Source organism: Leptospira noguchii serovar Panama str. CZ214, assembly GCF_000306255.2.
GTDB classification, from domain to species: Bacteria; Spirochaetota; Leptospiria; order Leptospirales; family Leptospiraceae; genus Leptospira; species Leptospira noguchii.
In genome coordinates, this window is record NZ_AKWY02000024.1 from 12501 (window position 1) to 35570 (window position 23070).

Sequence of the window (23070 nt, forward strand, 5' to 3'; positions counted from 1 at the left end):
AGGACACATTTAATGATTCCGTCAATCTTTGCATGTTATTAGATTGATTCAGAATCTCTAAAAGATCCTCACCAACCCACGTAATCCATTGAAAAAATGCTTTCGCTTTTCTATCATCATTTTCATGCCAACGATCGGCAAAATTTTCCTCAGGATTTACAGGATTTAAAATTGTCCATATACCATTAGGATTTTTTTGAATGAGTTTCTTATCTAAATAATGCTCTTCATTTAAAGATCGAGACATGAGTCGTGAATAAAATCTAAGATTATCGATTATTGATTTTAAAGCTGCATAAGTGTCCATTTCACCGTTATAAGATAACGCAGAAAGAGTCGTTATTATTATTGAAATCGGTTTATCCGATTCGAACTCACTCTTAGCAAATCTTTGATCCCTGTGTCGTTTAAGTATCTGAATTGCCCTTTGTAACGGTGTTTTGATCAATGCATTGGGAATGTCTGAATCGGAATTAAAAATTAAATCATTCTCCTTTAGCAAAGTTTTTCTTTGAACCGGTGCTAATATTTCAAACGCTTTTCTATTCACAGATGAAAACCATTCTGCATAACCATCCGGATTACTTGACAACCAATTATATTCACTATTTTTCTTATCAGTAATCGCAATTGCTAAATTCGCAATTTCATTTGGAACTCCAAGAGAACGAATTGTTTCCTTCTTGCTTTCTGCTTCAAAAGTGGCGGGCAGAATATCCATATGAAAACCGATTCCGTCCTGCTCTGCATAATTCAATGTCCAGCATCTCTTTCCTTCATCGTCCAGTAGTTTTGAATACGTCTCACTTTCATCCAAACGGTCTTTTATTGCCATTTTCAAATCGTATGGCGTTGTCGAATTCTTAATAGATTGAACTTCACAAACCAGATCTATATCATAATCCGATTCTTCCTGATTTTTCAGCGGACGAACAACAGTCCCTAAACGAAAGGAACCCTGCATATAAATTCTTAACTTAAAAAGTAAAGGTTGATTTTGAGAATTTTGAAACCAGCGTGAAACAGAATCAAATCTATCTAGTGCTTGCTTATATTTGCTTGGGGAAATATCAAGACTATTCGAAATATTTTCCAATAGTTGATTGTATTTTTCTTTCATTTCATCCAACATCATTCTTTTCCTTTATTAGTATTTCATTGTTGAAAAAATTCTATTTATTGTTTCTTTAAACTTTTCAAATTCCTTAAGTTTAAGATATTTAACCAGATCAGAACCTGTTGTATTATGATTACTTGAAAACCACTGAAGTTCATAATTATGATAGACAGCAATAAAAATGTCATCCGCAGGGAAATTGAGATCAAATATAACTCTATCATTTCTCAAGTATTGGCGCGGACCTTTTACATTTACAATAGCGCTTGTAATAAATAGCCTAAGATAATCAGTTAAATTTTCTGATGATTTAGTTATTAAATTCAATAATGCAAAAGAAGAAAGAATACGTTCAAACCTTCTTCGTTCGATACGATTAGATGAAGAAGTTGATAGGAAGGACCAAATAGAATTGATCGAAATTTCCATTAAAGAGGTAAGAAAAGATGGATAATCTTTAACATTACTTGCAAAATGAATGCTTGTGTATTCGCATTCAGCTATCAATGCAAACAAATCCGCATCTCGATCTACTGCTGCAATTACTTCTGGAAATTGGCTAATACCGTCGGATAAGGGGACAGCCATTTGTTGAGATATATGAAATAGCTCATGAAATAAAAATAGTCTCATCCCTCTCAAAATTTCATTTGCTGGATGCTTTAGACGAATCAATCCTAATAGCAAATTCTCTGGAATTTGCCACTGCCTCTTACTTTCATTATAAAATGCATTGTCAACATTCTGAGTATCGTATTTATAAGCAGCAATATGACTTGAATTAATCTCCGAAATTTTTTTGGTAAATTTATTCTTAATTGGTAATGCTACTTCTGGACTAACGTCACGCAGAATATTCCACTCCTTCTCTCTGATTGACTTTAAAAATGGAAATTACCGATCTTCACAATCAATTGCAAACTGACTCTTTAGTTCTAAAATTAATTTGGCCTCGTCATCATTCTTTTCAATTCTTTGCTCCGATTCTTCGAAGCAAATTGCCGGTTGAAAAAGGTACTTATTATTTTTCGTATAATGATAAGTCTGTATTTTACAATGAACTGTTGGACTCCATTTTGACCCCAAAAGGAAACTTGTACCGCAAGGAATAGATGCAAAAAAATGTATAGTCTCGCATTTTGGAATAAATTCATTTATAGTATTCAACGCTGTAAGAAAATGTTGCGAAAGTAATTCATTTGAATTGATAGATGATAAACCATCAGGATCCATTTGGGTTAAGCTAATTGAAATTGTCCTTAAAGCATTCGGAAATAACTTTTCAATTTCTTTCCTATTGATCTCATAGGATGTTTCAATTATCAAAACAACATCTCCGGATATCGGAAACTTTTCTATAGGAAGACCTTCTACTTTAAATTGAGGGAAAGAATCTAAATTTTGAATCCCCCATTTTTTGGTTTCGTGATTTCTATTATATACTTTTATTTGATGTAGGTTTGAAGCAAATTGGGACCCAAGATAAAAAGCGGATGGTATTGAAGTTAATCCAAAATAATGAATTTCAGTTTCACGCCCCCCTTTTATTTTTTCTTTAATTTGCCTTCCTGCTTCCAGCAATATTTGATTTTCTTTACCCCAATCCATCGATTCCCAATTTTCAAGAGAGACTTGATCAGCTTCAATAAAGTGCGTTTCAAAAAATGGATCAGAGTTTTGAAATTCACGAAGAACATGCTCCTTATCAATCGTAACGAGCCTTCCATCTATTAATATAAGTTTATCCAATGTCACGTCAACATTTACCTATCAAACTTTACGGTAAGAAAACCGATCTTTAATGTTCTGATGAAAGAATTTTCCATGCGAACCTGCGCTAAGTAAGCTTTGGTAAACGCTTTGTGGAACCCCCGCATACTGGTAGACTTCACTGCCTTTAAACTCAATTTCTAAAGTTGAAGTATATGGATCATATCCGACAGACCGTAGATCACTTGAACTAACATAGGTTCGATTCATGTTAATATTTCCTTTGATTATTTTTGAGAACTAAAGCTAAACCAATTAAAGACAGAGCACAAAGAAATTGTAAATCAGGTGACTCGACTTTATTGTGAGCGGCCCAATTTGTAAAGTGCTGACAATTAGAGTAGAAAGGATTATAGGGAATACCGATTTTAGAAATCGCTCGATTTACAACCTCGGTTTGCGGCAAAGACGGAGCTTCGGCGGTAAATTTTTGGCCTTGGCAAAAATCTTCTAAAGTGATGAATCTAACTCCATCTGAAATTTGACTTTCAGCGACCCAAAGAGTACCAGATTCATCTGCACCGATAAAAATCCCAGTGTGGGTAATAAAATATCCTTTTGAACGCTTTAAAACGTAACCTGAGATTCGAGTTTGCTGAAACTTATATTTGAGATCTTCCATTTTGGGCTACCCTATGACTTCTTAAGGAGTATACTGAAATTTACTTGATAATCAAGCAATTTTTTCGTGTATTACTTTACTTTTTTATATTTTTTTGCTTTAGAATTTACCATTCTCCCGATAATTCTAATAGAATTTTGAGAACAAGTATCAATTCTTTAAATAATTCGGTAAGGCCCAAAAACGTAAGAAAATAATAGTAATCTTCGAATTGGATGCTTGAATCATGACCAAAAAATTATTTTGAAATTATTGCATTCAATGTCGCATTAAATTCCATTGAAGACTTAATCAATCAGGGTAGAATAAAAACTATGAAAAGGAAATTTCTTGGATTTCGCCTCAAAGAAGCGCGTGAAATAAAGAATTTAACGTTATCCGATATTGCCGATTATTTAAAGATAACAAAACAAGCTGTATCACAATATGAATCTGATAATTCTCAACCAAATCAAAATCGAATCCATGAATTGATTAAATTTCTCGAATTACCGCCACAATATTTTTCGAAAGAAAGACCATTTTTAGAAAGTCAGATTGGAGTACCAAATTTTAGAAAGCTGCCGACAGCCACAAAGTCTGCAAGAGAAATAGTCAAAATAAAAGCTCTTTGGTTTGCGGAAGCTACTTACACATTAAAGAACTATATTAATTTTCCTTCACTTGATTTACCAAATTTTAACATCCCTGCGGACGTCTACGGTTTAAAAAATCATCAGTTAGAAGAATATGCGAATGCTCTGAGAAAGCATTGGGATCTCGGCGTCGGCCCTATTGATAATATGGTCAATTTATTAGAAAATAAGGGCGTCTTTGTTTCAAGATTTAACTTTGATAAGCAACTTGACGCCTTCTCTATTATAATTGATCAAGATGCGTTTGTAATTCTTGGAAACGTGGAAACTACTTATTTTCGTTCAAGATTAGATGCTGCTCATGAATTAGGCCATTTGATTTTACACAGTAGATTAAATTTAGAAGACCTTGAAAATCCAATAATTCATGCTTTAATTGAAAAACAAGCTTTCGACTTTGGCTCAGCTTTCCTACTTCCCCATGATACATTTCGAAAAGAATTTTTAAGCTTAGATATTAAATATCTAATTGAATTAAAAAAAAGATGGAACGTATCGATCCAGGCAATGGTAATGAGAGCATATTCGCTTGGCCTAATTTCCGCTTCACAGAAAAATTATTTTTTTCGCGGATTCGCACCTTATCGCAAAAAAGAACCTCTCGATGACGAGTATTCGGTAGAAAACCCAACGCTTTTTAAAAGAGCCTTAACTATGTTAAAAAACGATAAGCATCAATATATACAGGATATTTTTGATGAATTAGCTTATGACGATAATACGATCGTTGATTTATTGGGCATAGATTCGGAGTTCTTCAAAGCTCCTAAAATAAATTTTTCAGATATTAGTATCAAATAGGCTTCGAGCCCTTATAAACATTACTATAAAAAATACGATCGATGAACTACGTCGGTATAAAACCATATTTCCCTAATCGTCGTTAATCATCGAAGAATCTTCTCTGACTTTAGAATACTGAATTCGTCTCTGATTATTTTCAGACCAAACAATCCATGGTATCTTTTCTAATCTATAAAACTTGGCTTTATTATTCCTAAAACATAAATCCCAATCCGTAAACTCTCGCTCTGAAACCTTAAAATCACTTCTTAACATTCTTAAATTAGCCTAGTCACGGTTAATTGGACACATTTTTTACGCAGCATTTTCTTCAAATTCTGCAGGACTCACAAAGTCTAAGTATGAATGAGATCTCTGCCTATTATAATAAACTTCTATATGATCAAAAAGTAATTCTTCCGCTTCTTGAATTCTATAAAAGTAATCATATTCCATTTCTCTTTTCAGAGAACCAAAGAAGGACTCGGCGACCGCGTTGTCCCAACAATTTCCCCTTCTACTATTGCTCCTGCGAATTTTGTTGACGAGCAAATATTTTCGAGTTTCGTTCGAACAATAATTGGATCCTCGGTCAGAATGAAAAATCAAACCCTTGGGAGGATTTCTCAATTCGATCGCTTTGGAAAGAGCATTGCAGACTAATTTGGAATCATTAGCATTCGAAATCGACCAACCTACTACTTTCCGAGAATAAAGGTCTAATATTACACAAAGATAAATCCAACCTAAGGAGGATCTCAAAAAAGTAATATCTGAAACCCAGATTCGATTCTTCTTGTTCGCTTTGAAATTCCGCCTGACTAAGTCTGGAGCAACCTGATTCCCATGATTAGAATTTGTTGTGGCAATCCGAAAGCGCTTCTCTTGTTTTCCACGAATTTCACAAAGTTTCATCACTTTTCGAACCGTTCTTGCTCCGTAAATTGAATACACTTTTTTCACTTCCCGAAGCAACCGAACCAAACCGTAATTCTTGCGATTTGTTAACCACGTTTCCCTAATGAACTCTACAAGTTCGGGATTATATTTTTCTAATTCGTTTTTGCTTCGTTTCAGAAATTGATAGTATCCTGAACGAGATACTCCTAAGACGTTAGCCATGCTTCGAATCGGAAACTCAAATCGATGAGTTTCCATGAACATCAATCGGGATTTTGTTCTCTCGAAAGCATGGCTGCAAACTTTTTTAGGATAGCGTTCTCTTCCTTGAGTTTCTGATTTTCCTTCCGTAGTTTTTTCAGTTCTTCGATCTCTTTTAACTGCTTATCCGTTGGTGGATTTTGTTGTTCCGACTTCTTCAAGTTTTCTGTTCTTCCATTGTCGTAACACAAAATAACTGATTCCCAATGACTCGGCGACTTCTTTTATCGTAAACGATCCTGAAAGCGTTCGCTTTACTGCTTGTTCTTTAAACTCCGGAGAGTATTTTCCTTTTTTATTCATTTTTCATCTTTACCTCTATTTGCTGAGAAAAAGGTGTCCGTTTTTACGTAACTAGGTTATTCTTAAATTCCTTTTTTTAAAGCATTAGGACTTCAAGTTTTCCTAAAGCATCGAATAAAATTTTCAAATTGAATTGCATTCCATATTAGTAACCTATTCACAGAAAATTTTATATTTGTTTAATTAGTTTATACTATTCGAAACTTCGACACCAAAATAAAAGTTAAACTAAGTCTTCCGATATTTTCAATAATCTCCTTCATATAAACTTTGTCCGTTCCAACCTCGTTAAATTCCTCTCAATACAATCCTCCCAAGGATTTACACTCAATCTTCGGAGCTTCGCCCTATTAAATCGAAAGCACAAATCCTAATCAGAAAATTCACGCTCAGGAATATCGTAATCAGTTTGCAACGTCCTAAGATAATTTCGACGAGCGGCTTGGACCCAAGTCTTCATCAAAGACTCTCTAAATTTCCAATGATATCGCGGACACAATAATTTATCCGAATAAATTCTATATGAATTTTTCGTAATTCTAGCACATTTTTAGATAGCATTTTTCTTGATAAAATTCAAATCAAGATTTCGCACTACCAATCAAAGTTTTAATAGCAATTACATCCTCATCAACAAGATCGAACCATTCGCCTTTTATCCTTTTATGCGCAAACTTTTTATGAATCTTTTTCTCTAAAGAGCGGTAATTTTTTAACTTTTCCGAATATATAATTTTAAGCTGACTTGACGTAGATGTTTGCAGGTTTTGAAACCTTGCTTCAACATCTTTAGTAATTCCAATTTTATAATGCCTATCATCTGAAATGATATAGATAAAACCCTCAGCCATCAATTCCTGATTTTTAGATTTAAGGCGTCGGCTTTCCGCATTTTTTTTATATATCTGATGAACAACTTTAGTACGATTTTCTCCACTTAATTCCAAAAAAATATCATACACCAACCAACAATATTTTTTTGGTAGTCCATATTCATCAATAAGCTGATCAAAATCCCATGCACCGTCTCCATTGAGTATCTTTTCAATCATAGGTAGCTCTTCGTTTTTAAGAAACGAATCAAACTCATTGATTAATACATTTTCTATATTAAACGCCCCGCCCCGAAAATTGATATAAACCAGATGAAGAAACGTATTAATTAAAAACCACTCTGGCACAATGTCTATACCAGTTTCCGCATAATATTCAAATACAAAAACCTGGTCGTCCAAAGGCATTTCAACATTGAATGCTTTCGAATAATAATCCCCTCCTCTATTCTTGATACTTGTCAGAATTTTAATTATGTCGGAACGCTTTAATTTTATTGCTTTTTCTTTATTTATTTTGCGAGATAAAAAACTTACCACCAACTTTAATTTACTAATCATTTTTGTTACCGTTCATCATTCACGCCTTCGCCAATACTTTCAGACTGTATTTCCTTCCAACAAAACTTTACTTAATCTATAATTCCAGATTCTTCCGTTTTCAATCTGCACCAATTACAAACAATCCTAAATAGCCAGTAATTTTCCTCTCTTATAAATCGTTTCTTTGTCTTAATGCCATACCAATGCTTACAAGTAGGACAGGCTTGAATTTTAATATACGAAGTTAAGAATTTCATATTCTATAATTAGTTACCGACACTAAGAAATTTTAAATTGGCTCCTTAATTTCCAACTCATCTTGCTCATGCCTTTCGAGGATAATCCGTAATTCCTCAATGTACCCCTCTACTTGTTGACGAAGATCCGTATTCTCTAAATATGTCAAAACAGAAACAAACGAAGCGCAGGAGTATATCAATGAGAATATCGATAAATAGAAGGCAAACGACATCTTTTGGTAATATACGTTTTCAAGAAGCCGTTTTTTAATTTCCAAAGGGTAAGAGCGAAAGAGAAGTATATTAAATATATCCTCGGATAAAGTATGAACTGAATTTGAAGCAGAAGCATATACAATGTGATAATAATATTCCTCTCCAATATCCCGGAATCGAGATTTAGCATCGGGCCACTCAGCAACCTTATCAGAGACTATATCGGGATTACTTTCAATATAATCATCAAATAAAGATATTTTTTTATCCGCGTGAGGAACAGCCTCCGGACGATTGAGCCTAATTGAATCATTCTTCCATTTTACAGCCTTTGCCTTCGTTTCAAACAGATAATGCTTTAATAGTGATTTTGCCCTATCATTCTTTTCACAATTTAAGATATACCTGAGATTTACAGAATGCTCAATCGATATCCTTGACAATGCCTCCGCTGAACTGTAATGTGAACCTTCTAAAGCGATAATAATTTGTGAATTAAACTCGCATATTGCGTTGAGTATATACTTAGAAGTAACCTCCATAACACCATTTTTAAATAAATATTTTCTATCACCTCGAAAAGAATAATTCATTTTAACCAAATCTAAACTGATTCGAGCTAAGGTATCTAAATCCTTTTTGTGCGACAAATACGTTTCGTGAACTTGATTAATTTTATTATAAACTTCATCCATTAAAACATCCTTTTGTACGATACTATCCTACAATAGAGTTGTTGAAAAATTGGTAAAATTCTTGTACCGATACCTGAAGATACAACTCTATGTGTAATGATATCGAAAGAAAAAGTTTTAAAGAATCTTAGAATGTCGCAAGCCTTGCTTGGTGTCTCCCATCAAGAATTCAAAACACTCTGCGTACCCTTTGGCCTTGCGTATTTATCTTTGAAAGAAGAAATAAAACATAATTTTACCAAAGGTAGAAAATCAATCTTACAGGATATAGAAGAGAATTTATTTTTTATTCTTTTTTATCTAAAAACTTATCCGACCTACGACGTCTTGGGAGCGGTATTTAAAATGGATAGGACTACTGCTTGTAAGTTGGTAAAGCTTTTGGCGGAAGTTTTATTTCTTTCACTTGGTTCAATGAATACTCTTCCCGCAAATGAAATTTCCGATCTCAAAAAAAAGTTGAAGAAGTTAAAAAAACTGAAGTATGTAATCATAGATGGAACAGAAAGGCCCATCAGAAGGCCAACAGGTAAGGATTTACAAAAAGAATTCTACTCTGGAAAAAAGAAAAGACATACGATTAAAAACTTAATTTTGACAAATAAAGATAAAGCAATCTTATTCTTATCGAACACGATATCTGGTAAAACGCACGATCTTAAAGTTGCGGAGAATACGATGATTACTTCTGCGATTCCTAAAGATGTGGTATGTATCCTTGACTCCGGTTTTGAAGGAATTGAAAAGACATCAAAAAAAGTGAATATTATCAAACCGAAAAAGAAACCTAAGAAAAGAGAACTTACCGCTACACAAAAAGCAAAGAATACAAGAATTAGTAAAAAAAGGATTTTCGTAGAAAATGCTTTTGCCGGTATTAAAAGATTTAGAATTACATCGGATGTCATTAGATGTTTTAGAAAAGACTTTAAACATCTCGTTTTTGTTTTAGCCGCAGGGCTTTGGAACCTTCATTTATTTTTTAATAAACGTTTTAATTACTAATTTTTCAACAACTCTAATGAAAAGAAGGTAAAAGAATATTTTGATAAAAGTAGAAATCAAATACTTTCGAAATACGAGGGTGATTATGATTTAGAGTCAGCTGAAACATATCAGAGAGTGGAACAAGAAGTCCGGCAAATTGCTGAAGAAACTGGGATATTGAACGAATTTACTTGGAATTCTCCCGAGGCTCTGCGCGTTGCAGAGGTTTTCGATGATTTATCCAAATCTTTTTCCTTATTGAATGAAACTGACGAAGTTCAAATCGGAGAACGATCTCAAAAAATAATGATGCCTAAAGGAAAGGTTATCGATCTTATTCAAGTGCAGGAATCTCTTGTTCACTCTAAAAGTAAGACTAATGCAAAGGAAAAATTAATTATTAAGAAAGCCGATTTTTTAGGAGAATCTAAGTGGGACTTTCGAGTAGGCAATCGAAGGGTCGAAGCAAAAATTGTCGATGAAGAATGGATGCAAATGCTCCACAATCGAGAAATTAGATTAACAACCGGGGATTCACTTTTAGTAATTTTAAGAACTGAACTCGGCTTGGATAAAAATGGAAAATTAGTTACAACGAAACATGAAATTGTGAAAGTTTTAAAGTTGGAAAATTCTTCTGGCGAGCTTCAGACTAATTTACCATTATGAAATTTAATCATGAATTTAATGCAAAATATATAATTATATCTGATATTTTTTTCATCATTGCACCTTTGATTATATACTTTTTAGTAAAGGCTAACGAAGGCGATATTCATGAGTTTTTCAGGTCACCAGATATTGGTTATGCAAATATAGTATTCTTTGGACAAACCTTAGTTAGATTTGTATCCGGCATCGCAAAAACTAGTAAAAAACTTAGCTGGCAATTTATTTCTTTGATCCTAACATTAATTATCGTTTTGGGTTTCCTTCCTTCTGCAGTGATCTTGATGATTTCTTTATCAAATAAATATAATTCGAATCTTTATATTTTTCAATGGATCTTATTTTTTGTCGCGATTATAATTTACTTTATTGTGGGTTCAATTGGACAAATGTATTTGGAAGAAGACTAAATTAGAGCTAGGTCAAAAGATAAATTTGAAATTTGTGTTAGATTTTTAAGTCATTATAAAAGAAATCGAAAGAAAAGACTTTACTAAAGGATTAATTTTTACTTGAAATTAAATTCAGATTGTATATCTTAGAAATATACAAATGGAATTACCAGATTTAAGTCAAATTACAGGTTTTGACTGGGATTTAGGGAATATTGAAAAGAATTGGAAAAAACATAAAGTAAAACCTGGTGAAATAGAGGAAATCTTTTTTAATGATCCTTTACTTGTAGTGACAGATGATTACCATTCAGGCAAAGATCGGTATATTGTTTTAGGAATTACGAATTCAGGGAGAAAGTTATTCGCTGTAATAACAATTCGCAAAGACAAGATCCGGCCTATCTCAGTACGTGAAATGACTCCGCGGGAAAGAAAGATCTATGAAAGCTCGTAAAAAAATACCTCATTTGAAATCAGAGAAGGGTGAAATTGATTTTTGGTCCAAGAATGATTCTGCGGACTATATCGATTATTCTAAGGCTAAAAAAGTATCTTTTCCAAATTTAAAGCCTACGACAAAAATGATTTCACTTAGATTACCTGAAGCGCTAATTGATAGATTAAAAGTTATGGCGAATAAGAAAGACATTCCATATCAATCATTAATAAAGCTTTTACTTTCAGATAAAGTGGAAGAAGAACTTAAAAGATAGTGTAGGGTATCTAAGCTGTAATAGTCAAGATTAGATCAGACACTTCGTTCCTATTTATTACGAAAATTGCAAGTTATCGAGGTATTTATTTTTAGATAACGTCTTAGCATCGAAAGAAAAGCATATATCGGAGTCTTTCCAAAATAAAACTTGCCCGATACGCATGTTCCTTGTAATACCTTTCGATTTAGTCAGATAGAAGATTATTTTGTTCTGCGGTTCTAAATTTTCCGGGGACATCCCAATTCTGACTTATGCTCCGGAGCAATTCTTTTACTGCTTTTAAGTTTCGAAAATCGATAAGCTCCCTAAGGTTCTAACCTCAACAGAAATTAGTAAACGACTGAAGATCTCTTACAAAGCTGCAGCACTCTTAAAGAAGAGATTTCAATGCTTTGCTTCGGAACAAAATCTTAAATACAAGAGACTTACCTTCGATGCTTTAGATCGTGAGTTCAAAGATTTCTCTTTGCCTGCTGATGAAGAAGCAGACGTAACTGAGGCAATGAAGGACAAACCTTACGTCTGTGCAGATATAGTTGTTTTGTATTCCGCGAGTGAAAGAGCCAACCAAGGTAGGAAGAGATATCGCCACAGCGGATCTACATCATCGATTTACTTATCGGATAAATTGGGTGGAAAGCAAGTTGGAACCTTAGAGCCGGTCTCAAAACTACCTATCAAAAAAGTTAAAAGCAATGATAGAGCTTGCGAGATAAAGAGATGCAAGATAATTTTCAGATTTTCTTTCCCAACGAATTAGGATAGCCCTGAATCGATTGTGCCAACTGTTAGTTCTTTCAACGACAACGTCTAGGTTTTCCTTTATATTTACCGATGAGAGGCTTTTCACCTTTTTTCCGAATATGAGATTGAATGTTTCTTCTTTTGATTAAAACTTCTATATCTTTGAAATCATAACCTTTATCTAAACAAATATGTTTTGGCTTCTTTCTTCTTTTTCCGGAAAATATTAGGATTGAATTCAACGTATCTTTTACACCGTGTTTGTCATGAACGTTAGCTCCAGTCAATGTAATTGCCAAAGGAATTCCATTTCCATCTGTAAGAATATGCCGTTTAACACCTAATTTGGCACGGTCTGTAGGGTTTTTCCCAGTTAAGCTCCCCCTTTGGGAGCTTTAACCATTGCCGAATCCATCGAAGCCCAGTCCCATGCTATTTGATTCTTTACATCATAATATTTTAAAATAGATTTATAAATCTTTTTGAATACTCCTGCTCGTTCCCATTCTTGAAATCTTCTGTGACAAGTTTGGCCTGATCCAAACTCATTCGGAATGGCACGCCACTGACAGCCTGTTTTCATTCGATAGATGATACCTGACATTACTACTCGTGTTGGTACTCGATTGCGACCTCCTTTCAGATTTACCTTTTCTTTCGGGATTAATGGGGCTATTTGTTTCCAAAGTGCATCCGGTATCTCTGAATAATATTTGTCCATTTCACATTGATATTATTACCCTTTCTCTCTACAAACAATTTTGAGACCGGCTTTTAGTTCATACGATCGCTATCAAAGGTGGTCCGGTGTTCTTTACTTCTGTATCCAATCAAAAGGCAAACACCCTTGGACCAATTATCAAGGATCATCTTCCTTTACGAACTCCTGTGTTTACAGATCAAGGGTATCCGTGGCTCTGGGGAATTTACAAAAATCACCGAAGTGTGAATCACTCAGCACGTTCTAAAGATGCTCGTTACAGATGGGCAAGGAATCGTTGGAGTCGCGGGGGCGTAAATTCGCAAACGGCGGAGGGAAATCACCGACTCCTAAAATCTGCTTTTGCTGCTTACTGTTACATACGTCCTGAGAACTCTACTCGATACTTGAATGAGTTTAGTTTTTTAAAGAATGCTCATGTGTTTGGTTTGGATGTGATTTGTGAGAATGCTGATGTGCTTGCTGGGGGTGATGATGCTCGTGCTGTTAGAAATGTTGCAGATGATGGTGAAGGTGCTGGTCAACGAAGAGGGGTGAGGTGGGGATCTGTTCGTGTCGAGACCGAGGGACCTAAAGGTCCGACGGTTGGGATCGACGCGAAGGGATTTGGTCTGAAAAAGAACTGCTTGAGTTCTGAAAATTGGTTAAATTCTTTCATACAAAGCTTTGAGTTTAATGCAGATTCGGGTCTTGCTAAAAACCAAGATATTTTCGAAACATCCTTTTCTTTACTGAATTCACCTACTTCCTTTAAGAGCGGCTCTTCTTTGCTAACAAAAGAAATGAAGGCTCATAACGAGTTTTGGACCGGAGGAAAAGGAACTTATATTCAACGAAAGAAAGAACTGAATCATCAAAAGACTGCTTCTAAGATTTGGAATCTGATCTCCGAAAAAAACGTAAAAGGTAGGTATCATTCTGTAACCGATATTTGTTCGACTTTACGAATACATAAGCTCTCAGCGATGATTATTCTTCGGAAATGGTTGAAGCTCAAGTTGATTCAAAAGAAAAGAATCAATCAAGCCTGGTATGATCGCAGAATCGATTTCGAAATTAAAAGAAACACCAAATCTCTTCCATTTCTTCTCTATACGAACTTCAAAGAACAAAATAGTAAATCTTCCTTAGAGAGGGTTCAATGAAGAAGGTAAAGAACTGGATCCTCAAAAAGCTATTTCGATTCCGATCCGAGCATTTTTATAAACTCTTGAGTCAGCAAAAGGGAATATGTTACCTTACGGGTAGAGAACTCTACCCTGTGGATACTCTTGTTGAGCATATTGTTCCTTTACGTAAAGGTGGGGAACATGAGTTTAAGAATACTTGTTTGATCATCTCGCCACTTTCGAAGTTAAAACGCTATTATACTGAGGAAGAAATCGTTCATATTTCAGCAGACATTATCAAATATAAAGGGAATCAGTATGGATATAGAATCGGACGAAATTCTGGAAGAGGAAAGTAAGGCCTTTCCCAGATGGCTTGCACAATCTTTAGCCCAGAATCTAAATCGGAAACATCAATTCTTTCTTCGGGAAAATCGAAATGAATCAGTCTGGATTTCCTGGGGCAAAGCAGCGGAGAATGCTTGTAAGGCTCTTTTAACTTATATTACCCAGTTTAAGTTTAAACTAAGAAAGCAAAACTCTTATTGGAAATACAAAGCCATTTATGCTTCGAGTTTAATCAATAAAGTAGCCGTCAACGCAAGCCCTCAAAAGCGAATTCACTTGGTAGCCGATTTGCTAAATAACTACGCGAATAAACAAGAAGAATTCCATCCGGTAAATCCTATCGAATTACGAAAGATTCATCTGGAATGTAATCGGATCAATTGTTATGCTCGGGACTTGAAAAATGAATTCGAAGAGTCTTTACCAAAGACTTGGGTCCAAGCCGCTCGTCGGAATTACCTTAGGATGTTGCGAACTGATTACGACTTTCCCGAAAGAGAATTTTCGGATTGGGATTTGTGCTTTCGATTTAATAGGGCAAGGCTCCGAAGATTGAGTGTAGACCCATGGGAGGAATGCATTGAGGAAAATCAAATACGCTTCAATCGGTTTGGTGAGTCATAAGCTTTTTGAATTTCAGGGTAAATGTGTTATAGAGTAAAAACACTCGGTTTATCATTAATTATCGGATACCATATGAATCTTTAAGTTCTGAGGCGATATGATGTCGATATTTCTTAACCTTTTCTTTCGTTTTTAGTTTTGTTTTAGTCAGGTCGTAGAGAGTTTGATCAAAATGCGGATCAAGACCGTCATGACAAACTTTGCACAAGGTTATCAGGTTATTTTTGACAGTTAGACCGCCCATTGACCACGGTTTGATATGGTGTACGTGCAACTCAATATCGATATTCTCTTCTGGAGAGCGTCCACAAATTTTACATCGCCGATGGTCTCGATTGAGAACTTGCATTCTAAGTTTCGGTGACGGTTTACGTTTGATTGCATCCTTCGGAGCTTCAACTACAGTGAATCCACCCCAAGAGTGGCGGAATGGTGTAACAGGAAGGCCAGCCGAAGATTCACCAAATATATCGAAGTATAACCCGGAAACGATTGCTGCATGTCCGCCAATAAGAAGATACAATGAAAAATCTTCTTGAGAATTAATAATTGAGACATTCGACTTAAAGAATTCTTTATACGCTTTTGTAACGATCGGTCGAGGCTTGCGAAGTTCTATTTCTTTTCCTTCAATGATTTGTAGCCCACACCACTGAGTTGCCGTTTCATAAAATATTTCTTCATTTTCATCAAGGCCGATAAACATGCCGAAATATACTTTGCTTTTTAGAATTGGATTGTGATTGAGTTTTACGGAAATTTCTTTATAAATATCCATTATATCAGCTCTCTTGGGTCAATAATTTAAAAAGACTGAAAAGAAATTACTCCTTAAATGCTGCAAACGTTGAAGTAGAATATACTAGTAAGTAGTGCCGAAATACTCTTTCGCATTCAAGATCACTTTTACTTAATTTTGCAAATTAGAGTATAAATACATATTTTTGAGCTGTTGAAATTACAATTTAAAATTTTAATTAAAACGAATAGTAAATTCAAGAACAATAAATGAATTAACGTAATTTAGAGATTTTCAGATTTCAATATATTAGAGTTGTTGAAAAATTAGTAATTAAAACGTTTATTAAAAAATAAATGAAGGTTCCAAAGCCCTGCGGCTAAAACAAAAACGAGATGTTTAAAGTCTTTTCTAAAACATCTAATGACATCCGATGTAATTCTAAATCTTTTAATACCGGCAAAAGCATTTTCTACGAAAATCCTTTTTTTACTAATTCTTGTATTCTTTGCTTTTTGTGTAGCGGTAAGTTCTCTTTTCTTAGGTTTCTTTTTCGGTTTGATAATATTCACTTTTTTTGATGTCTTTTCAATTCCTTCAAAACCGGAGTCAAGGATACATACCACATCTTTAGGAATCGCAGAAGTAATCATCGTATTCTCCGCAACTTTAAGATCGTGCGTTTTACCAGATATCGTGTTCGATAAGAATAAGATTGCTTTATCTTTATTTGTCAAAATTAAGTTTTTAATCGTATGTCTTTTCTTTTTTCCAGAGTAGAATTCTTTTTGTAAATCCTTACCTGTTGGCCTTCTGATGGGCCTTTCTGTTCCATCTATGATTACATACTTCAGTTTTTTTAACTTCTTCAACTTTTTTTTGAGATCGGAAATTTCATTTGCGGGAAGAGTATTCATTGAACCAAGTGAAAGAAATAAAACTTCCGCCAAAAGCTTTACCAACTTACAAGCAGTAGTCCTATCCATTTTAAATACCGCTCCCAAGACGTCGTAGGTCGGATAAGTTTTTAGATAAAAAAGAATAAAAAATAAATTCTCTTCTATATCCTGTAAGATTGATTTTCTACCTTTGGTAAAATTATGTTTTATTTCTTCTTTCAAAGATAAATACGCAAGGCCAAAGGGTACGCAGAGTGTTTTGAATTCTTGATGGGAGACACCAAGCAAGGCTTGCGACATTCTAAGATTCTTTAAAACTTTTTCTTTCGATATCATTACACATAGAGTTGTATCTTCAGATATCGGTACAAGAATTTTACCAATTTTTCAACAACTCTATTGTACTTTTTTGCTTTTAAAGAATCATCCTCTGGAATTTCAATCATGCTTTTAAGCCAAGTTGTGATCGATCCCAACTCAATATGATCCAAAATTTGTTTAACTTGTATTTTATCACCAACACTGTTCGCAAGAATGGTATCTAATTTATAAAACGTATCAATTGTTTTACCTAATGATGCGAAAACTCGACTAGGCTTATCGCTCTCAGGATTGTAATTTATTTTCACTGGGTATTTAATTTCTATTATCATAAGATCACCATAATTTATTTGGTCTTTCGCCTAACTCTAAATCATCAGCTGTCGTATAAACACATAAAAATAACCGAATATCATAAAATTCTGGAAATCCATCAATTTAAATAAAATCGAATCTTCCAAATACTAAGAAAACGCGCTCGACCCCGCCCGCTCTAAGCCCTGGGAGAATGTCGCCTAATATTTCCGAGATAGGCGACATGCGAAATTTATATTTGTTTTTATAACAATTTTCTGAAGAATAAGTGTAGATTCTTCATACCCTAACGCTAAATAAAAGTCTTTTGCTCTCCGAGTCGCCAATCCAATTAATTTTGACCCTCTATTTTTTCCCCATTCTTCGAAAGAAGTCATTAGGTTTTTAGCAAATCGACGAACATTGTAAACAAAGTTGCTTAGAAACATCTGCAACTCTGCTCTTGCCAAGCCTCGACATAGAATACTTTTTCCACCAAAGGATTTAATATCTGCAAAGACGTGCTCTACTCTCGAACGAACTTTCGATAAATGTTTATTAAGAATTTTTGAATCGTTGGAAAGAGGTTGGTTTCTTTTTTCTTTTTCACAAAATGAACCCAGGAAAAAGTTCTGCTTTTTTTGATATTTTTTTCAGACTGAAAACAAAGTTCTTAAATAGTAAATAATCGAATTGAAAATTCGAATTCTACTTTTTGATCATTCAAGATTTCGAAAGATTTTTTTAAAAAAATAAATGAAACTTTTTCTCGTTTGCGTTTTGAGAAATGAGGTAGGTAAAAATATACGGCGATTTCGAGCTTTTAATTTTTTCAACATTCATAAGCTATTGAAGAAACTTTTCCTATAAAATAGATTGGGAATTCTATTCATCCGCAATTTTCATAACTCCAAGTTGCATTCTATGAATGCATTCCATTCTCGATTCAATCTTAGTTTGTACCACTCAAGTTTTTTCGTCGTAAACTTTCCCATAACAGAAAATGAAAGATCCGTAATGGGAAAATCGAAGGACAATAAAGAAGATTAGAAAGAGTTAAATCCAGAAGGTGTAACGCAATTCAAGAGCATTCTAAGTGCTATTGAAAAGTTTCAAGCATTTATACTTAGGTCCGAAACAACAAAAGGCCCTCCCCAGGACTTCAAGAGAGACCTACTGAAAGCGGAGGAATGCTAAATTTACGTAAAGAAGACTGAAGATAAACATGTATTTCGGATTCATGCGGAAATATTAGAAAAAACTAAAGTTCGCAGAGGAGACTTCGTGTTTATTGATGGAATAAAAGAAGCTCGGGATGTCTTCGAAAAAGAGGGTGATGTAACTTAACCTAGTAACGTTTTATTGGACACTTTTTTTCTGCTTTAGAAATGGGTGTAATTTTGAACTAACAATTTCTGAAACCGAATCTATTTTTTTACTTTTAAGTTTCCTTGGGTATACGGCTTAATTACAACTTCTTCTTGAGGAAAAAGTGATCGTGAGGCTGATACATAGTGTTTAATAATTTCTATTATGTTATTTCTCGTTAACAGGAACAATTTCAATTCCACTCTTACTACTATTCCATGGCATTAACATAACTGGCCCGCTAATTTCTATAATGGCACGTGCTAACGAAATGGAACTCCGATTTTTCCTTTTGTAAAGCCTACGTCAAAAATTTTAAGAGATCTTCCATATATCAATAGCATTATCAATTAATTCACAAAGTGCAATTTCAGCATTATAATCTGCAATGATCAAACGATACACATTTCTACTTGGGGCGACATCCTCACGCGATGCTTTATGTTTCATATTTTTATCTCGTTTAAATTAATTCAATATAAAAAACAGAATATAAAAATATCATAAAATTTTAAAAAAAACAATAAATTATAACATTCAATTATATATATATCAATATAAACATTTACTCATTTATAAAATTACAAAATGATTCATCTCTCATTCCAACTTTTCCACGAATCCTTAACCAAACCCATATCGCATAACCGAAGAACTATGATATACCTTTAAGCAATCCTGCACAAAACCACCATTCCAACCTACATCATTAAAATATTAAAAATCTAGTTTATAATAGTTTTATAAAATTACAGATCAATACTGATATCTATATAATAGATTTTATATTTAAAAAATATTTATAGTCAAAAAAATTGCTGCTACCTATAAAATCAAGTATCGTAAATTCTTATCACAAAGTCTGTTTCAACACAAAACCTGAGGACTTTTTTATTTAACCTTTGAATACAACAAAAAATTCAATAGAGTTATTGAAAAATGAATTCTCAATTTATTTCTGTTTTATAGAAGCGGTTGATTGAAGTAGTTTTATTGATCGTTACTATGAAACTCTTCAATAACTTTAATATTGTTCAATTAGAGCAACTTTAAAAGCAGACTGAAATCCCTAAATAAACTCCCTGAAGAATATCATGATTTCCAGATCGACTCGGATGTGTTATCGCTGGAGTTTGCTCTTTTGTAAACGGATCGTTTGAATTTGTTTGGAAATTTAAATTTGTCTGCTGAAATCCGTAGTAACTAAAGAAAGAATATATATAATTATAACCCAAATATATTTTAAATTTTTCGAATATTCTATAACTTATAGAAAAATCAATTTCATATCCTCTATAAATTCCCTTTGCTCCTGCGCCTCCAAACGAAACCACCATCCAATCTGGAGTTAGAGTTTTTTGTTTATAAAATCGATTCCCTTCCGTATAAAAAAAATCCGCAGCTAAACTAAAATATAAATTTTCTATCGGCCTAAAATCAGTTCTGAAAACAATTTGTGGACCATAGGTATAAAAGTATTCCTCATACACTCCTTCTCTCAAAAAATATCCGTATTTATATTTGTTAATATTTCTAATCCCTGCGCCCGTAAAAAAATCCCAATTTGGATGTAAGTTTATAATTTTATAATAATTAAATTCTGCTTCGGATCTTAACATAGGATTAAAATACTGTCTGCGAGCATCGAATCCCAAAGAACCAAATTGAACAACATTCGTATTCGGATTTACCAATTCAATTTCATAAGCAGAAATTTCTATTCTAAATTTTTTCTCTAATTGATCATATCTAAATACGAGAGGTATTAGAACTTTCTGATTTTCTTTGATTGAATCCGTTTTGATCGTTGTTTCTAAAATGGAACGTTCTGTATAAGAAGTATAATCATACGGAGTCCATCGATACGTCTGACGTTTGATCAATAATTCAAACGTGTTTTTTTTATCCTCTTGGGTTTGAGACAAAACAGAATTCAAAAAGAATATATAAAATATTAAGAAAGTATAAATCTTAAACCTTTTTTTCCAAATCGAAAAGCACAAAACTTTTTTAAACATCGTTTTTACCTCTCACTTATTTTCATATCTCTATATGATAATATATTATGAACTTTAAAACAAATCGAACTTTTGTAAATTCTGTAGTTTTTAAATTTCTTTAGAAAAAGTGTAAACCTTAACCCACGCAATTTAGAGCGAGAATATTGAACGAATTTTGAAATATCTTTGTTAAGTCTCCCTATATGTTCAATTTTATTTGCTTGAATAAGAGTAAAGGAACAACAGGAAAGAAGAATATCTTTCGTAAATCAGTTTGTGCTGAATTCATAGTTGAAATTCATACTAAAAAACGAACATAATTCTGTAGATTTTTTTCATTGAATTAAGTAGGTTCGCTTTTTATATAAATTGAATCTGAACTCATCAATTAAAACCTAAAAAGAGAAATTGAATTCTCTTCGATTTAAAAAGTCAAAAGTTCTTCAATTTAAATCAGAACGTTCTATTGCTTGATAAAGAGATCTTCAAAATCAATTTTACATTTTAGAAGAAGTTTTCGAATCCTTTCTTTTTCTTCGGATGAAAGTTGATTATTACTTAAATCCAACTCTCGCAAATTTTCCAGTTGTCCGATTTCTTGTGGAAGAGTTGTGAGTTGGTTATCACTCAAATTTAACTCTTGTAAATTCTTCAGTTGTCCAATTTCCTTAGGAAGAGCTATGAGTTCGTTAGCACTTAAATCCAACTTTTGTAAGTTTTTCAATTGTCCGATTTCTTTAGGAAGAGTTGTAAGTCGGTTAGCACGCAAATTCAACCATTGTAAATTTTTCAGTTGTTCAATTTCCTTAGGAAGAGTTATGAGTTTGTTAGCACTTAAATCCAGCCATTGCAAATTTTGTAGTTTTCCAATTTCTTTCGGAAATATTTTCAATTCGTTTTGAAGTAAACTTAACTTCTGTAAATTCCGCAGTTTTCCAATTTCTTTAGGAAGTCTTTCCAATACATTTGCTTCCAAATTCAAAGCCTCTAAATTCCTAAGTTGACCGATTTCAGAGGGAAGGTTTTTAAGACCATTTAAGCCTAAAGCTAAATACTTTAAATTTTTAAGTCGACCGATTTCTTTCGGAAGAATTGGAAATCCACAATCATATAAATGCAAACTCCGTAAATTTCGGAATTTCAAAATTTCCTTTGGAAACAATTGAGAAAAATCTTTGTATTCAAGGCTTAATTCAAAAACTTTTAAAGGTTCTTCCTGAGCCAAATTTAAATTACGATAAACACTATCCTTGGCTACCTCTCTCAAATCAAGATTACAATTGAGAAACAACTTTTGAATTTTTTTTCTTTCTTTGAATGAAAGAGGATTCATTAGCAAATCCAACTCTTGTAAATTCTGTAATCGTTCGATTTCAGAAGGAAGTGTTGTCAGTCGGTTATTTACCAAATTCAATTTTTGTAAACTCTGTAGCTGCCCGAATTCTCTAGGAAGAATAGTGAGACGGTTTTTATTCAAATCCAACGTTTGCAAATTTTGTAGTCGCCCTATTCCTTTGGGAAGTGTTACGAGTTGGTTCCATTTTAAATTCAACTCTTGTAAATTCCGTAGTTGCCCGATTTCCTTAGGAAGTGTAGTAAGTTTATTTTTATACAAATCCAACGATTGTAAATTCCGTAGTCGCCCGATTTCATTAGGAAGAGTTACGAGTTGATTATCACGCAAATACAATGCTTGCAAATTCTGAAGTTCTACTATTTCCTTAGGAAGTATTGCGAGTTGATTACCACTCAAATTCAACGATTGCAAATTCTTCAGTTGTTCAATTTCTTTCGGAACCGTTGTGAGTCGATTCCATTTCAAGCTCAACTCTCGCAAATTCTTCAATTGTCCGATTTCCTTAGGAAGTGTTGTAAGTTCTTCTCCACTCAAATCCAAAACAAGAACATCCAAAGGATTTTGGAGCGCTTTTGTTAAATCCGTATACCTTTCTTGTTCTACTTCTTCCGCTTGCATAAAAGAAAAAGAAGAAATGAAAATCAAAAAAAAGAGGAAAAATTTTCGTAAATGAATCAGTGTTATGCGAAATTTCATAAAGGTTTTCCTGATTGGGCTTTTATTTGAATTGGAAGACAAGTTTCTCAATAAAATAAAAACGTCATTCAATTTAAAAGCTCTTTTTGAATTTCAGCGTGTTTTTGAAAAGAAGATCACAAAAATTTTTGTCTTGGTTACAAATCTAGAAATTTTTCATTCTATT

Annotated in this window: 23 protein-coding genes and 6 pseudogenes (1 of these 29 cut by a window edge); 11 read left to right on the plus strand and 18 right to left on the minus strand. The window is 33.6% G+C overall.

Features of this window, described 5'->3' with window-relative positions; genetic code table 11:
- The 5 genes from LEP1GSC059_RS13720 to LEP1GSC059_RS13730 form a co-directional block, all read right to left on the minus strand.
- Nucleotides 1-1135: the 5' portion of a nucleotidyltransferase domain-containing protein gene (locus LEP1GSC059_RS13720; RefSeq protein ID WP_017214295.1), read on the minus strand. The gene continues 119 nt to the left of window position 1, outside the view; the window shows 1135 of its 1254 coding nt (coding positions 1-1135); the start codon lies at nt 1133-1135; its stop codon lies beyond the left edge, outside the window.
- Between the two features lie 12 nt (nt 1136-1147).
- Complete coding sequence (locus LEP1GSC059_RS24315) at nt 1148-1792, minus strand: hypothetical protein (protein ID WP_235592125.1); 645 nt, start codon at nt 1790-1792, stop codon at nt 1148-1150.
- Nucleotides 1793-2011: 219 nt separating this feature from the next.
- Complete coding sequence (locus tag LEP1GSC059_RS24320) at nt 2012-2866, minus strand: SAVED domain-containing protein (protein ID WP_017214297.1); 855 nt, start codon at nt 2864-2866, stop codon at nt 2012-2014.
- Nucleotides 2867-2887: 21 nt separating this feature from the next.
- Nucleotides 2888-3097: a KTSC domain-containing protein gene (locus LEP1GSC059_RS22175; RefSeq protein WP_017214298.1), complete on the minus strand. Its 210-nt coding sequence runs from the start codon at nt 3095-3097 to the stop codon at nt 2888-2890.
- Nucleotide 3098: 1 nt separating this feature from the next.
- Nucleotides 3099-3509 carry a C40 family peptidase gene (locus tag LEP1GSC059_RS13730; protein ID WP_017214299.1) on the minus strand — a complete coding sequence of 137 codons (411 nt, stop codon included), beginning with the start codon at nt 3507-3509 and terminating at the stop codon, nt 3099-3101.
- Nucleotides 3510-3823: 314 nt separating this feature from the next.
- Here LEP1GSC059_RS13730 and LEP1GSC059_RS13735 point away from each other — a divergent pair, with 314 nt between their 5' ends.
- The gene (locus LEP1GSC059_RS13735; protein WP_017214300.1) at nt 3824-4945 is read left to right on the plus strand and encodes an XRE family transcriptional regulator; all 1122 of its coding nucleotides are present in this window, start codon (nt 3824-3826) and stop codon (nt 4943-4945) included.
- A gap of 297 nt (nt 4946-5242) precedes the next feature.
- Here the strand turns inward: LEP1GSC059_RS13735 and LEP1GSC059_RS23160 are convergent.
- The 4 genes and pseudogenes from LEP1GSC059_RS23160 to LEP1GSC059_RS13760 form a co-directional block, all read right to left on the minus strand.
- A pseudogene (locus LEP1GSC059_RS23160) lies at nt 5243-6391 on the minus strand (IS3 family transposase).
- Nucleotides 6392-6650: 259 nt separating this feature from the next.
- Nucleotides 6651-6940, minus strand: a pseudogene (locus LEP1GSC059_RS24325) (hypothetical protein); the annotation flags it as partial.
- Nucleotides 6941-6972: 32 nt separating this feature from the next.
- Complete coding sequence (locus LEP1GSC059_RS20860; RefSeq protein ID WP_017214303.1) at nt 6973-7785, minus strand: GIY-YIG nuclease family protein; 813 nt, start codon at nt 7783-7785, stop codon at nt 6973-6975.
- A gap of 271 nt (nt 7786-8056) precedes the next feature.
- The gene (locus LEP1GSC059_RS13760; RefSeq protein WP_017214304.1) at nt 8057-8917 is read right to left on the minus strand and encodes a DUF5677 domain-containing protein; all 861 of its coding nucleotides are present in this window, start codon (nt 8915-8917) and stop codon (nt 8057-8059) included.
- 132 nt (nt 8918-9049) lie between these two features.
- Between LEP1GSC059_RS13760 and LEP1GSC059_RS13765 the strand changes: the two genes are divergently transcribed.
- The 6 genes and pseudogenes from LEP1GSC059_RS13765 to LEP1GSC059_RS24330 all read left to right on the plus strand — a co-directional run.
- Nucleotides 9050-9922 (plus strand): transposase family protein, encoded by an 873-nt coding sequence (locus LEP1GSC059_RS13765; protein ID WP_420323978.1) that lies wholly within the window; start codon nt 9050-9052, stop codon nt 9920-9922.
- Nucleotides 9923-10039: 117 nt separating this feature from the next.
- Nucleotides 10040-10573 carry a hypothetical protein gene (locus LEP1GSC059_RS13770; protein ID WP_017214307.1) on the plus strand — a complete coding sequence of 178 codons (534 nt, stop codon included), beginning with the start codon at nt 10040-10042 and terminating at the stop codon, nt 10571-10573.
- On the plus strand, nt 10570-10983 hold the full coding sequence (locus LEP1GSC059_RS13775) for a hypothetical protein (RefSeq protein WP_002176157.1): 414 nt from the start codon (nt 10570-10572) through the stop codon (nt 10981-10983). Before LEP1GSC059_RS13770 ends, LEP1GSC059_RS13775 begins: the two co-directional genes overlap by 4 nt.
- 142 nt (nt 10984-11125) lie before the next feature.
- Entirely contained in the window at nt 11126-11422 is a 297-nt protein-coding gene (locus tag LEP1GSC059_RS13780) for a BrnT family toxin (RefSeq protein ID WP_002176140.1), read from the plus strand.
- Nucleotides 11409-11681: a BrnA antitoxin family protein gene (locus tag LEP1GSC059_RS13785; protein ID WP_002176133.1), complete on the plus strand. Its 273-nt coding sequence runs from the start codon at nt 11409-11411 to the stop codon at nt 11679-11681. The genes LEP1GSC059_RS13780 and LEP1GSC059_RS13785 overlap by 14 nt, the downstream gene beginning before the upstream one ends.
- 307 nt (nt 11682-11988) lie before the next feature.
- Nucleotides 11989-12339 (plus strand): annotated as a pseudogene (locus LEP1GSC059_RS24330) (transposase); the annotation flags it as partial.
- Between the two features lie 15 nt (nt 12340-12354).
- Here the strand turns inward: LEP1GSC059_RS24330 and LEP1GSC059_RS23165 are convergent.
- A pseudogene (locus LEP1GSC059_RS23165) lies at nt 12355-13128 on the minus strand (IS5 family transposase).
- 107 nt (nt 13129-13235) lie between these two features.
- On the opposite strand from LEP1GSC059_RS23165, the gene LEP1GSC059_RS13805 reads away from it, so the two are divergent.
- From LEP1GSC059_RS13805 to LEP1GSC059_RS13815, 3 genes are read left to right on the plus strand one after another with little or no spacing between them, the layout of a single operon-like run.
- Entirely contained in the window at nt 13236-14294 is a 1059-nt protein-coding gene (locus LEP1GSC059_RS13805; RefSeq protein WP_020980961.1) for a transposase, read from the plus strand.
- Nucleotides 14291-14617: an HNH endonuclease gene (locus tag LEP1GSC059_RS13810; RefSeq protein WP_017214308.1), complete on the plus strand. Its 327-nt coding sequence runs from the start codon at nt 14291-14293 to the stop codon at nt 14615-14617. Before LEP1GSC059_RS13805 ends, LEP1GSC059_RS13810 begins: the two co-directional genes overlap by 4 nt.
- Nucleotides 14577-15230 carry a hypothetical protein gene (locus LEP1GSC059_RS13815; RefSeq protein WP_017214309.1) on the plus strand — a complete coding sequence of 218 codons (654 nt, stop codon included), beginning with the start codon at nt 14577-14579 and terminating at the stop codon, nt 15228-15230. Before LEP1GSC059_RS13810 ends, LEP1GSC059_RS13815 begins: the two co-directional genes overlap by 41 nt.
- Nucleotides 15231-15288: 58 nt before the next feature.
- Here the strand turns inward: LEP1GSC059_RS13815 and LEP1GSC059_RS13820 are convergent, their stop codons facing one another.
- The 4 genes from LEP1GSC059_RS13820 to LEP1GSC059_RS24335 form a co-directional block, all read right to left on the minus strand.
- Complete coding sequence (locus LEP1GSC059_RS13820) at nt 15289-16008, minus strand: HNH endonuclease (protein WP_017214310.1); 720 nt, start codon at nt 16006-16008, stop codon at nt 15289-15291.
- Between the two features lie 287 nt (nt 16009-16295).
- Nucleotides 16296-17204, minus strand: coding sequence for a transposase family protein (locus LEP1GSC059_RS13825; protein ID WP_002177898.1), 909 nt, complete (start codon nt 17202-17204; stop codon nt 16296-16298).
- The gene (locus LEP1GSC059_RS13830; RefSeq protein ID WP_017214312.1) at nt 17204-17521 is read right to left on the minus strand and encodes a hypothetical protein; all 318 of its coding nucleotides are present in this window, start codon (nt 17519-17521) and stop codon (nt 17204-17206) included. Before LEP1GSC059_RS13830 ends, LEP1GSC059_RS13825 begins: the two co-directional genes overlap by 1 nt.
- A gap of 183 nt (nt 17522-17704) precedes the next feature.
- The gene (locus LEP1GSC059_RS24335) at nt 17705-18106 is read right to left on the minus strand and encodes a transposase (RefSeq protein WP_081099855.1); all 402 of its coding nucleotides are present in this window, start codon (nt 18104-18106) and stop codon (nt 17705-17707) included.
- A 394-nt stretch (nt 18107-18500) separates the two neighbouring features.
- Between LEP1GSC059_RS24335 and LEP1GSC059_RS24340 the strand changes: the two are divergent.
- A pseudogene (locus LEP1GSC059_RS24340) lies at nt 18501-18830 on the plus strand (LIC_13246 family protein).
- A 336-nt stretch (nt 18831-19166) separates the two neighbouring features.
- On the opposite strand, the gene LEP1GSC059_RS24550 reads toward LEP1GSC059_RS24340, so the two are convergent.
- The 4 genes and pseudogenes from LEP1GSC059_RS24550 to LEP1GSC059_RS13855 form a co-directional block, all read right to left on the minus strand.
- Entirely contained in the window at nt 19167-19301 is a 135-nt protein-coding gene (locus tag LEP1GSC059_RS24550) for a hypothetical protein (protein ID WP_017214315.1), read from the minus strand.
- A gap of 599 nt (nt 19302-19900) precedes the next feature.
- Nucleotides 19901-20869 carry an LA_2444/LA_4059 family outer membrane protein gene (locus tag LEP1GSC059_RS13850; protein ID WP_020980985.1) on the minus strand — a complete coding sequence of 323 codons (969 nt, stop codon included), beginning with the start codon at nt 20867-20869 and terminating at the stop codon, nt 19901-19903.
- A gap of 5 nt (nt 20870-20874) precedes the next feature.
- Nucleotides 20875-21101 (minus strand): annotated as a pseudogene (locus LEP1GSC059_RS24345) (hypothetical protein); the annotation flags it as partial.
- Nucleotides 21102-21314: 213 nt separating this feature from the next.
- On the minus strand, nt 21315-22904 hold the full coding sequence (locus LEP1GSC059_RS13855; protein ID WP_017214316.1) for a leucine-rich repeat domain-containing protein: 1590 nt from the start codon (nt 22902-22904) through the stop codon (nt 21315-21317).
- Between the last annotated feature and the right edge of the window lie 166 nt (nt 22905-23070).